Genomic DNA, 12260 nt, shown 5'->3' with positions numbered 1-12260 from the left:
TTTCATGGCAGCCTTTGCAACTATTGATGATTTGTCAAACCTATGGCGTGCCCTTAAGCCAGAAGAAATCACGCGAGCTACTGAATTGCTTAATATTGTTTCTGATTCTTTGCGAATGGAAGCCGATAAGGTGGGAAAAGATTTAGATAACATGATAAGCATGAAGCCTGATTACTTTTTGAATGTTGTCAAATCGGTAACTGTTGATGTTGTAGCTAGAACACTAATGACATCAACTAATCAGGAGCCAATGACCCAGTATGCAGAAGGAGCATTGGGTTATTCCGTTTCTGGATCGTACCTTGTGCCAGGTGGCGGATTATTTATTAAAAACAGCGAATTGAGCCGTCTTGGTTTAAGACGGCAACGGATGGGAGTGATTGAATCTTATGGCACTTTTGAAAGGAATAACAATTCAATTGGTGGGTTTGACCAAAACGGGAACTGATCCATTCGGGAATCCAATCTACGAAGAAGCAGATATTGATGTTGAAAATGTCTTAGTCACTCCTACTTCCACTGATGATATTGTCAACCAACTTACTTTAACTGGAAAAAAAGCTGTATATACGTTAGCAATCCCGAAAGGAGATACTAATGATTGGGAAGACAAAGAAGTAAAATTCTTTGGTAAACGATGGCGCACCTTTGGCTTTCCTACAGAGGGTATCGAAGACTTAATCCCACTTGATTGGAATAAGAAAGTGATGGTGGAACGTTATGGCTAAGATGAAATTCAAGTTGAACCGGAGTGGAGTAGCAGCTCTAATGAAGTCCAATCAGATGCAAGGTGTATTAGAAGAGAAAGCAACTGGTGTGAGAAATAGAGCTGGCGAAGGTTACAAACAAGATATTTATGAAGGTAAAACGAGAGCAAATGCGATGGTATATGCGGATACATACCAAGCAAAAAAAGACAATATGAAAAATAATACCCTCTTAAAGGCGGTGCGATAAATGATTGAAATTGTGATCAAGAATTTTCTCGATAGTCATTTATCTGTAACTTCCTTTTTAGAAAAACAAGGGAAAATGCCAGAAAGCTATGTTCTTTTCGAAAAGACTTGTAGCGGTGAAAACAATCTTATTTCGTCTTCAACATATGCTTTTCAAAGCTATGCACCTACTTTGTATAAAGCTGCATTGCTAAATGCTGAGTTGAAAGAAGTTTTAAAAGATCTGATCAAACTGTATGAGATCAGTAAGATTAAGTTGAATAGTGATTATAACTACACGAACACAACAACAAAAGAGTACAGATATCAAGCAGTATTTGATATCACTCATTATTAGGAGGTTAACAAAATGTCAGATGCAAAAAATGTATCAACAGCTAAGCCCAAGGTAGGTGGAGCTATTTATTCGGCACCATTGGGAACTACATTGCCCCAAAATGCAACAACTGAGTTAAACGCTGCATTCAAAAGCTTAGGGTATATTTCAGAAGATGGTATGACGAACTCAAACACACCGTCTTCTGAGAATATTAAAGCATGGGGTGGGGATACTGTTGCAAGTCCTCAAACAGAGAAAGAAGATACCTTTACTTACACTTTGATTGAAGCGTTAAATCCAGAAGTCTTGAAAGAAGTCTATGGATCGACAAACGTAACGGGCACAATTGATACTGGTATTGAAATTAAAGCAAACGCAAAAGAACTTGAAGAACACGTCTTAGTTGCAGACATGATTCTAAAAGGCGGGATTCTTAAAAGAATTGTTATCCCAAACGGAAAAGTAACGGAAATCGGAGAAATTAGTTACACTGATGCTGATGCAGTAGGTTATGAAACAACTATTACTGCTATTCCGTCTGATGATGAAGGAAATACTCACTTCGAATACATTCAGAAACCAGCAGCTAGCACAGGAGGTTCAGGACAATGATTAAAGGAGAAACAAATTCAGGATTCAAGTATTCTATCGAAGAAAAACGATTAGATAATTATGAACTCTTAGAAGTTATTGGTGAAATAGATGAAAATCCTGTGGTTGCGCCGAAAGCTTTAAATCTTCTTTTAGGAAAAGAACAGGCAGCAGCTTTGAAAGAACACGTTCGAGATGAAGATGGAATTGTTCCTGCTGCTAAAATGGTTGAAGAACTTGGAAATATTTTTCAAAATCAAGATCAAACAAAAAACTCCTAATCCTCGCCGGAATGATCAATATCGATGAGAGTTCATTGATATGCGATCTAGCCGAAACCTATAAAATATATGACTACAAACAGCTGCCAGCTTCTAAGGTAGCTGTTTTTTCATGTGGACTTAGAGATGAATCTAGAATAAAGCAAAAGCTTAGTGGGCAAAAAATTCCGCTGAATACTCTTTTATTAGCGGGAATAAACGATAACTTAAGGCTTTTGGTTTGGGCAAAAACAAAAGATGGCCAAAAAGGAAAAAACCAGCCTGAATCGATTCTTTCTAAATTAGTCGGAAATAACATGAACGAAAGAGAGGAAGTTGTATTTGATTCTGGTGAGGATTTTACTCGTATGAGAAAACAACTGATTGGAGATTCAACGAATGGGGGTGATGAATAATGGCAACAGAATTAGGACAAGCTTTTGTACAAATCATGCCCTCTGCCAAGGGAATTAGTGGATCCATAACAAAACAATTGTCTGGTGAAGCTGATGCAGCAGGAACAAGTGCTGGAAATTTAATTGGCGGTAAGCTAGTTACGGCGATTGGTGGAATTATTGCAGCGGCTAAAATTGGTGAACTTATAACTAAAGGCATTTCTGCTTCTTTGTCAGAGGGTGCCGCATTGCAACAGTCATTAGGAGGGATTGAGACTCTTTTCAAGGGCAGTGCTGATAAGGTAAAGCAGTACGCCAATGAAGCATATAAAACGGCTGGATTATCGGCGAACGATTATATGGAGAATGTTACTAGTTTCAGTGCAAGTTTGTTGCAATCTATGGGCGGAGATACTGAAAAGGCTGCCGATAAAGCGAACATGGCAATGGTTGATATGTCCGACAATGCTAATAAAATGGGCACAAATATGGGTGATATTCAAAATGCCTATCAGGGATTTGCGAAACAAAACTATACTATGCTTGACAACTTAAAACTTGGTTACGGCGGAACTAAAACAGAAATGGAAAGACTTTTAGCAGATGCTACAAAATTAACCGGTGTTAAATATGATATTAACAATTTGAGTGATGTGTACACTGCGATTCATGCTGTTCAAGAAGAATTAGGAATTACTGGAACTACAGCTAAAGAAGCTGCAGAAACATTCAGCGGGTCTTTCACTTCAATGAAATCAGCGTTTTCTAATGTGCTTGGAAATCTTTCATTGGGACGTGATATAGTTCCTTCTCTTCAAGCATTAGCACAAACCACTTCAACGTTTTTATTCGACAACTTCATTCCAATGGTCGGTAATATATTGAAAGGTCTGCCGGTAGTGTTTTCTACACTATTTCAAGAAGCTGGTCCAAGGTTTCTCGAAGGTGGAGAAGCATTGTTGTCACAGTTAGGAATTGGGATCGATGGAGGTTTATCAACGTTGTTAGGAAACGTTCGAAGCGCAATCGATCCAATAATTCAAGCATTTAAAACAGCCTTTGGTCAACTTCCACAGCTATTTCAAACAGTGGTATCTACACTTACGCCAATAATTAACACAATTGCTACTGCCTTTACTAAGCTTGATTTTAGTGGGCTTCAAGCAGTAATCTCTGCAATCATTCCTGCTATAACGAATGCTTTCAGCACGATGATGACAATTGTTAGTCCTGCTATTGATATGGTCGTCAATTCTTTTGTAAAAATGTGGAATGCAGCTCAGCCTATCGTCACTGTGTTGGCTAGTGCGCTGATGCCTGTTTTACAAGTTGTAGGTGCATTTTTAGGAGGAGTTTTCAAAGGAATTCTAATGGGTGTTTCTGCGACATTCGACATGATCACAAGTGCAATCGGATTTTTAACGCCAGTTATTACGTGGCTAGTTGAAGCGTTCAAAGCCTGTGTACCTGCATTAACAACTGTTGCTGAGTGGGTTGGAACTGTTATTGGGTACTTTACAAATTTAGGCAGTGCAGGAGGATCGTTAAGTGGCATACTAAGCAGCGCTTGGAGCAATATTAAAACTGCGGTATCAACAGCTGGAAGTTTAATATCAGGTGCAATTAGTGGCATTCGTGTCGTATTTAGTAGCTTAGGAAGCGCTGGTAGTGCTTTAAGTGGTGTTATGTCTAGTATATGGGGAGCAATTCGATCAGTCATTTCAGCTGCAGGAAGTATTATCAAAACTGTGATATCAACTGTTAGTAGCGGATTTAGTGCAATGGGAAGTATTTTTTCAAGTGTTGGATCTCAAGTAACAGGTATTATCAATAATGTAAAAAATGTTATTAGTGGTCTTGCTAATATTGATATCAGTGGTGCTGGTGCAGCTATAATGAATGGATTTTTAGGAGGATTGCAATCAGCTTGGGAAGGTGTAAAAAATTTTGTTGGAGGAATCGCAGATTGGATCAAAGAACACAAAGGACCGATTTCTTATGACCGAAAATTATTAGTACCAGCTGGTAAAGCAATAATGGGAGGGTTTAACGAGACTTTAAAAGATAAGTTTAAAGATGTACAGGCAACAGTAAAAGGTATGGCTGCAGGTATTTCTAGTAGTTTTATTGATGATGAAATAGATGCATTTTCTAATAAAACACTTCAAATGGATGTATCTAAAACTATATCTGATGGAAACTATACCGCTAAAAGAGTTATTGCTGATGGCGCACTCGCTCAAAAGAAAAATGAACCTATGTATATCACTATAGAGGGTACAGTGTTATTAGATGGTCAAAAGACTGGAACTATCTTAGCACCAATGGTAAAAATTGAAAATGATCGTATAGAAGTTATGGAAAACAAAGTTTATAGAAATAGGGGGTAAGTTATGAAAATACCGGTGTTCTTTGGTGAGGTTGACTTATCTTCTTTTATAGACGAGATTACCTCATTAGACAGAGGGATTGGACCTTCAACCACAATTGAATCAAAATCTTTTGGTGAGGCTGGTAACGCTTTTGTTTCCAGTACAAATGAGGAAGCCTTAATCAAGATGTCCTTTTTTATAAAAAGTAATGTGATAGAGAAGAGAAGAGGATTAGCGGGTCTTTTGAATACTAAAGTACCTCGGAAATTAGTATTTGGTGATGAACCGAATCTCTTTTATTATGCTATACCTCAAGGTGATAAAAGTTTTGATGATAAAAAAACTTATGGAACAGGAACTATAACTTTCCAAATTACTGATGGAGTTGCTCATAATAATTCACTGGATAGTGTAGTCGCGAAAGTTGATTCCAATGGAATTCTTGCGATGGATATTGATTATAAAGGAACAGATAAAACCCCGCTAACACTTACGATCCATAATAATGCCGAAACTGGATTTTTAGGTGCTATTGGCATGCATGGTGATGAAAATACCTTTCTAACACAACTTGGTTATGTTGATGAAGCAGATGGCGAGATCCGAGAAAAAGCGCAGATCATTATCGGAAAGGATGGCGGCGTATTTAGCAATTGGACGGATGCGACAACATTTTATGAGAACCAAGAGAAGGCGATTGTTGCCAAGATGCCGGTAACGACTGCGTATGGTGGATGGATGGGTGGTATCCCAGCGGATGCCAAGAAATCAGGTACAAAAAAATGGTATGGAACAGCCAAGGAACTGATTCTTCCAAATCCAATTGAAAGTGCGTACTTGTGGGGAAGGGCATGGTTTGAAACAGGAAAAATGGGGCAAACTGGTCAATGGACATTAGCCTATGTTGACGAGAATAATCTATTTGTGGCAGGGATGGCAATTTCCAAAGGAGACAAGAACGGAAATAGTGCTACTGTGTATTTTCTGATTAATGAAGGAGCCGGCACAAAGATTTATAAAAGTATCCCACTGACTCCATCTTATTGGTTGCCTCCAAACCCGTATGGATCGCAAGCAAGAAATGACAATCGAAATATGTTTGATCTGAGAAAAGAAGGCGAGAAAATCACGTTTTTCTGGAATGGCGGCTATCATTCTGTCAATGTTCCCTTCTTAAAAGGAAAAAAAGTGAAACGAGTCCAGTTCTATACTGGTCAATATGCAGATCGTACACCGCAACAAGCTGTTCCTAATATGGGACTTAGGGATGTGTTGGTTGCAGATTTGAAATCACAGTATTGGCAAGATCTTCCCAATCGCTTTTCAGCTGGATCAGATGTGATTATCACCAAAGAAAATGGCATGAACATGATCTATCGGGACGGAATCCAAACACTTGAAGATTTTATCACGGGAAGTAATTTTCCATATCTTGTACCTGGCAAAAATCATATTGAATTCCCTTATTCTCCATTTACTACCGTTCCGCCTAAAATAACTGGGACGTATGAAAAGAGGTTTGTTTAGAATGGAACGACCATTAATCGCAATCTTAGATAATAAAGACCAATTACTCTGTGTGACTGATGAATATGAAGGTGGGAATTTACATACCTATTTGTTAGGTACTGCTGCATTCTTTCGATGTTCCATCTTACAAAAATCTGCTATGTCACCTTATTTTAAAGTTGGAAACAAGATCTGCTTTATTTATAAAAACACTGCCTATCATTTTGATATTACGGATATGGTTAAAAATGAGAAGTATGTTACCGTACAAGCTGACAGCCTGACTTTGGAATTGCGAAATGAAGATGCTTCTGAATATAAAGCCGCAAAAGCGATGACCTTTGAGGAATACCTCAAGGTCTTTTTGTTTGCTGGTGACAATCCATTGGTTATGGGGATCAATGAAGTAGCGGACAAAAAACTGCAATTAGAATGGGAAGGCAGCGAAGATGATCTTCTTGCTCGCTTGTTTAGTTTAGCAACGAGGTTTGATGCAGAGATTGAGTTTGTTACGCAATTGAATCAGCACTGGGGCCTATCTCAAATTGTTTTGAATGTGTACAAAGCGAATGATGATAAAAACCAAGGTGTAGGAAATAATCGACAGGATGTTCTTCTTGAGTGGGGGAACAATGTTGAAACAATCGAAGTGAAAGATAACATTGATAACCTAAAAACTGCCATTAAGCCGATCGGAACAGATGGTTTAACAATAGCGGGTATTGAAATCGATGAACGAGATAAGGATGGCAATCAACTTTTTTACAGTCCTAAAGCTTCCGCGATAATTTATGCTGTTCAAGCAAGAAACATTTTTATGGCAAAAATGAATGGCGAAGGGTATATCAAAAAGAATTGGTCCTATGAAACTAAAAACCAAAACACCTTAGCAGGCCAAGCATTAGCACAGTTGAAAAAACTATCACAGGTGGAAGTTACAGTAACAATAAAGTCGTATGAATATCTTGGAATCGGCGATACAGTCAGGGCTTTGAATACAGAGTATCAGCCGGCGTTGAATTTATCTGTTCGAGTAAGTGAACAAGATATTTATTTTGATGAGCCGAATAGAAACCAAACAAAATTTACTAATGCTCAGATTCTACAATCAGAAGTGGATACTACTCTACTTGCTCGTGTTCAAGCATTGATAGAATCAAATAAAGTCTTCACGTATGAAATCATCACTAGTGATGGGGTGACTTTTAAGAATGGATTCGGCAGTACCACATTAACTGCTCGTGTTAGAGATGGTATCAAGGATGTAACAGATACCTTTAGTCTGAAATGGTATAAAGATGGCACTTTGTTTTCAAATACCAAGACAGTGACAATCAATGCTGCAGATATCGAAGAAAAGGCAGTCTTTCGTTTTGAAGTAGCAGACGATTCGGGGAACGTGCGTGGTGGCGCTGAGGTGACAGTTACCAATATCGATGATGGTAAGAAAGGAGAACCAGGCGAAACATACTACCCACATCGTGGATATTTGATGGCAGACGGTACCTTTACCAAGGTTTATCCGAATGATAATTTGTTTAGAAATTCGGAATCACCTAATGCTATTGCTTATGCTGGAGCGACCTCAACTAAGACTGCCAACTTATCAGTTCCAGAATGGAATGCCGCGACAGCTGTAAAATATGCAATCAGTGGTGGTACTTCGACTATAGCCTGTACGATGCCAGCTGGAAGTATGACCACTGCTGGGGTAAAAGAGAATTACGATATTTCTATTTATATTAAGAATACAGGTACAGTAGATTTTAATATAGGTGGCAATATCACTACTTCAACAAGAATTGAAGCAGGTGAAGCTAAATGGGTTACTTTCTTATCTAAAGACTACTCGCACCCTACTGGGGCAGCTAGGCAATTTTCCATTACAAGATTGTCAGTAGGAGCTGCTATTGAATTTATTGTATGGAGAGCTAAGTTTGCATATGGAACCTACAACTCTATTTGGACCCCAAGACCAGATGAAGACTACGAAAATGCCTATCCAAAATACGAAGGATTCTATTCAGATACGAATCAAGTTGGGTCTGATAATCCTGACGATTACAAACCATGGATACCATTCATGGGACCGCAAGGAAAAGACGGCTATACACCGGTAAAAAATGTTGATTATTTTGACGGACAACCCGGTCAAAATGGGAAGAGTGCTTATCTATGGATAAGATACTCTCAGAATGCCGATGGATCAGGAATGACTACAGATCCAGCAAATGCTAAATATACTGGTTATGCTACAACGGAAACGAACGTTGCACCTACCAGTCCAAGCGTTTATAAGTGGCAACAAACGAAAGGCGATCCTGGTATTGGTATTCCCGGAGAACCAGGACCAGACGGAAAGACGTCATATCTGCATATCAAATATTCGAATGATGGCGGATTGACTTTTACGGGAAATGGCGGAGAAGACGGTGGGGATTATATTGGGCAGTATGTTGATTTTACGGAAGCAGATAGTAAAAAGCCAAGTGATTATACGTGGTCATTGACGAAAGGTTCCAAAGGGGACAAAGGTGATCCTGCACCACTCATTTCTTTGTCAGGAACAACACAAGCGATCACAGTTGATAAAGATGGAAAGATCACTCCAGCTTCTAGTTTTTCTGTGACCGGAACTGCAGTGAATACCGCTATATCAAATTGGACGTATAGTCTAAACGGTGGTAATTTTGGTTCAGCTGTTCCTACAGGAGTTACTCGAGCAGGCAACACTGTTACGATCGATCCTACAAAAGCTGTATTTGATACATTCACCATCAAGGCGGCTGATGCGACTGTGAGCGATGTATTCACTATTTCTAGAATCAAAGACGGTGGAGAAGGACCTCCTGGATCAGATGCTTATACTGTGTTTCTTACGAACGAATCCTACACCTTTGCTGGATCAACAACTGCAGCATTGGCTGGATCAACAACAACAGAAGTGATCGTATATAAAGGCATCAATAAAATTACACCTACTAGCATTACTGTAGGAACTAAGCCGACAGGACTCTCCTCTAGTGTGAGTGGATCAGTAATAACATTAATAGCTACAACTGCATTAGTATCGAAGAGTGGTACTGTACCGATCACAATCACAGCTGATGGCAAGACTTTTACGAAGCAGTTTGCCTATTCAATTTCTTTTCAAGGTGGAAAAGGGGACAAAGGAGACAAGGGAAACACAGGGGATAAAGGCGATACAGGAGATACTGGTAAAGGGGTTACTGCAGAGGAAATCAGCTATGCTATTTCTCAAGATGGAACAACTCCGCCAACGTCTGGATGGTCAGGGACAAGTCCCACACCTAAAGCGGGCTGGTATATGTGGACAAGAACAAGGTTCAAATATACGGATAATACCTACAGTGCTTATTTCTATCTTGTCGCTCAACAAGGGAAAGATGCGATTGTTATCTCTGATACAGCACCTGCCAATCCAACAAAAGGAACTTTATGGCAAGACAGCAGCGTCACTCCTCAAATCATTAAAGTGTTTAACGGAACTGTTTGGAGTATGTGGGGGATGCCTATTGATAACTTACTTGCTACCAACATTCTTTCTGAGAATGGGGTGTTCAAAAGGTTAGAAGGAGCAGAGATTGTAAATACATTTTCCTATACAGATTCTGGTGTAACTTATACTGGAACTACTACTATGAGAGATGGGAATGTGACTATTGCACGAACCGGTTCGGACGGGTCAACATGGACGACCACAATGGATCGTGTCCAAGGATTTGTTGATACCTACAAAGCTAGTTCTTCTGCACCGGCTAGAACAACACAGTTAGGACAAGGGAAGTTATACATGGTTGAAAGTGGAGTCGGTGGTTACTTGCCAGCAGCCGCTTTAAATCCGGCACCTTGGGTAAATATTCCATTAGCAAGTGGATTTGTCACAATAGAAGGGGCCACTCCTCAATATCGGAGAATTAGACTTATAGATGGTAGTTATGAAGTCCAGTTGAGAGGTCGTGTGGGACCGTCCAGTGGGAATTTCGATTTAACCGGACGAAGAATCGGGTCGATTCCTTATGCTGCTTCAATGCTTGAACTTTTTTTATGTGGGGCAAATTCTGGTCGATCTGGTCGTATACAAGTAGAATTAAATGGTGATTTGATGGTAGCTTCCGCAGACAGTGGTGTGACTTATATCTCACTATCAGGGATTAGATTTGTTAGTATATAGGGGAGGTGAAACGATGAATATTGCAAGTATTACATTTAATTATGACGCGCAAAAACAAGTAAAGGGATATACTGTTTATGTCGACGGAAAGGTAGGAGATGTACAGTCTTTTTCTGGTCAAGTGAATATTGGTAAAGATGAATTGGATCTATCTTTCATTCTGAATCTAGTTCAGGAAAAAATCGGAGAAACATTTACGAAAGAGCAACCAGAATAGGTTGCTCTTTTAATTTATTGGAAAGTAGGTGGCATATGTTCAGTTGGGGGAAAACAGAATGAAAGAGTTTTTGGAACGCGGACTTTGTTTAAATAATAGAAAAGGTGGTATATATGGTGATTATTGATAATGGTGTGTTACTGAATGAATTTCGGGGGTTGCTGACAAATGGATATGTGCAGTTGTTCTTGTGGGTAGTGGTAGGAGATATCGTGACAGGACTTTGCAAAGGAGTATTTATCAAAGACGCTAATAGTACAAAAGGATTACTCGGCATTGTTAAGCATATGCTAGTTGTGTGCTTAGTGATCATTGCTTATCCGTACCTAAAGATTATGAATCTCGAGACGTTTGCGACCGCATTCGTCTTTTTCTATATCGCAGTTTATGGAATCTCAATTATTGAAAATCTTGGACAACTGGGGATTCCAATTCCAAACTGGGTAAAAGAAAGACTAACTAAATTACAAGATAGTAATGAAAATCCAAAACCTAAAGTAACAGAAATAAAAATCGATTATGGTGATGGTCAATCTGAAACCCAAGCTCTGGATAGTAAAAATGTTCCAGACTATGGCGATGGCCAAGAATTTACAGAAAAGAAGGAGTAGCCGATCGGCTGCTTCTTTTTTAGAGAGGATGATTGATATGAGTTTCATCAAATACGAGTATATCAATATTAATGAGTACTCAAGACCAGTAATCAGGAATAACGGTATTGATGGTATCGTTATGCACTACACCGCCAACAATGGTGGCACCGCACGCAATCACAAGAACTATTTTAATAATCTTAAAGGAACCTATGCTTCTGCTCAACTGTTTATAGATGATATTGAAGCACTCTGTATCATTCCCTTGAATGAAGTTGCATATCACGCTAACGAAATCAGCAAATACAATGCAGATGGTTCACGCTATCGTCCACTGTATTCTAAGATAGGCAACGCCAACTATTCAACGATCGGTGTTGAAATGTGCTTAGACAAGAATGGAAACATTACGGAAAAGACATTCCAAAATGCTGTGAAGGCTGTCAAAGAATTGATCGCCATTTATCCTCATATTACGAGAGAGAAGATTTGGCGCCACTTTGACGTAACAGGCAAAAACTGTCCAGCTCCTTGGGTGGCAAAACCAAGTGAATTCGAACGATTCAAGAACGCAGTTTTCAGCAATACAAGCAACAACACACAAGCAAACACACCACAAATTCAACCAAAGAAAGTAGGAGAAACCATGTTACTATTTAGAAATCAAAATGATCCGAAAGTTTACTTTTTGACAGGAAACAAATTTACTCATGTGAAAACAGAAGGCGACTTGAAGAAAATCCAAGCGATGATGGAAAAAGCAGGCTATGAAACTTGGATTCACACAGATCCAGTTCAAGTTGCGTATCTCCGCAAAGTAGCAACAGAAGCATAAAAAATCGCCCACTCAAAA

At 39.2% G+C, this 12260-nt stretch carries 12 protein-coding genes and 1 pseudogene; all 13 read left to right on the top strand.

What is annotated here, in order from left to right; translation table 11 throughout:
* The first annotated feature begins 4 nt into the window (after window positions 1-4).
* A complete protein-coding gene (locus tag A5878_RS11890; RefSeq protein WP_086295616.1) occupies window positions 5-448 on the top strand; it encodes a phage Gp19/Gp15/Gp42 family protein in 444 nt (147 codons plus the stop codon).
* Window positions 390-728 carry a hypothetical protein gene (locus tag A5878_RS11885; RefSeq protein ID WP_086295615.1) on the top strand — a complete coding sequence of 113 codons (339 nt, stop codon included), beginning with the start codon at window positions 390-392 and terminating at the stop codon, window positions 726-728. Before A5878_RS11890 ends, A5878_RS11885 begins: the two co-directional genes overlap by 59 nt.
* The gene (locus A5878_RS11880; RefSeq protein WP_086295614.1) at window positions 721-957 is read left to right on the top strand and encodes a hypothetical protein; all 237 of its coding nucleotides are present in this window, start codon (window positions 721-723) and stop codon (window positions 955-957) included. Before A5878_RS11885 ends, A5878_RS11880 begins: the two co-directional genes overlap by 8 nt.
* Complete coding sequence (locus A5878_RS11875; protein WP_086295613.1) at window positions 958-1293, top strand: hypothetical protein; 336 nt, start codon at window positions 958-960, stop codon at window positions 1291-1293.
* A 12-nt stretch (window positions 1294-1305) separates the two neighbouring features.
* Window positions 1306-1887 (top strand): phage tail protein, encoded by a 582-nt coding sequence (locus tag A5878_RS11870; RefSeq protein WP_086295612.1) that lies wholly within the window; start codon window positions 1306-1308, stop codon window positions 1885-1887.
* Window positions 1884-2147, top strand: coding sequence for a hypothetical protein (locus A5878_RS11865; protein WP_086295611.1), 264 nt, complete (start codon window positions 1884-1886; stop codon window positions 2145-2147). The genes A5878_RS11870 and A5878_RS11865 overlap by 4 nt, the downstream gene beginning before the upstream one ends.
* Window positions 2148-2158: 11 nt before the next feature.
* On the top strand, window positions 2159-2542 hold the full coding sequence (locus tag A5878_RS11860) for a DUF5361 domain-containing protein (protein ID WP_086295610.1): 384 nt from the start codon (window positions 2159-2161) through the stop codon (window positions 2540-2542).
* Complete coding sequence (locus tag A5878_RS11855) at window positions 2542-4911, top strand: phage tail protein (protein WP_086295609.1); 2370 nt, start codon at window positions 2542-2544, stop codon at window positions 4909-4911. The genes A5878_RS11860 and A5878_RS11855 overlap by 1 nt, the downstream gene beginning before the upstream one ends.
* Before the next feature lie 3 nt (window positions 4912-4914).
* Entirely contained in the window at window positions 4915-6420 is a 1506-nt protein-coding gene (locus tag A5878_RS11850; RefSeq protein WP_086295608.1) for a distal tail protein Dit, read from the top strand.
* Window position 6421: 1 nt separating this feature from the next.
* A complete protein-coding gene (locus A5878_RS11845) occupies window positions 6422-10597 on the top strand; it encodes a phage tail protein (protein ID WP_179190644.1) in 4176 nt (1391 codons plus the stop codon).
* 13 nt (window positions 10598-10610) lie between these two features.
* Window positions 10611-10814, top strand: a complete 204-nt coding sequence (locus tag A5878_RS11840) for a hypothetical protein (RefSeq protein WP_086295606.1) — start codon at window positions 10611-10613, stop codon at window positions 10812-10814.
* A gap of 113 nt (window positions 10815-10927) precedes the next feature.
* Window positions 10928-11296, top strand: a pseudogene (locus tag A5878_RS11835) (phage holin family protein); the annotation flags it as partial.
* A 166-nt stretch (window positions 11297-11462) separates the two neighbouring features.
* Window positions 11463-12242, top strand: a complete 780-nt coding sequence (locus A5878_RS11830; RefSeq protein WP_086295604.1) for an N-acetylmuramoyl-L-alanine amidase family protein — start codon at window positions 11463-11465, stop codon at window positions 12240-12242.
* The last annotated feature ends 18 nt before the right edge of the window (window positions 12243-12260 follow it).

Origin of the sequence: Enterococcus sp. 3G6_DIV0642, from assembly GCF_002140635.1 — a bacterium.
Taxonomy (GTDB): Bacteria; Bacillota; Bacilli; order Lactobacillales; family Enterococcaceae; genus Enterococcus_D; species Enterococcus_D casseliflavus.
The sequence above is the reverse complement of the archived record's forward strand: the minus strand, read 5'-3'. Positions and strand labels throughout refer to the sequence as shown.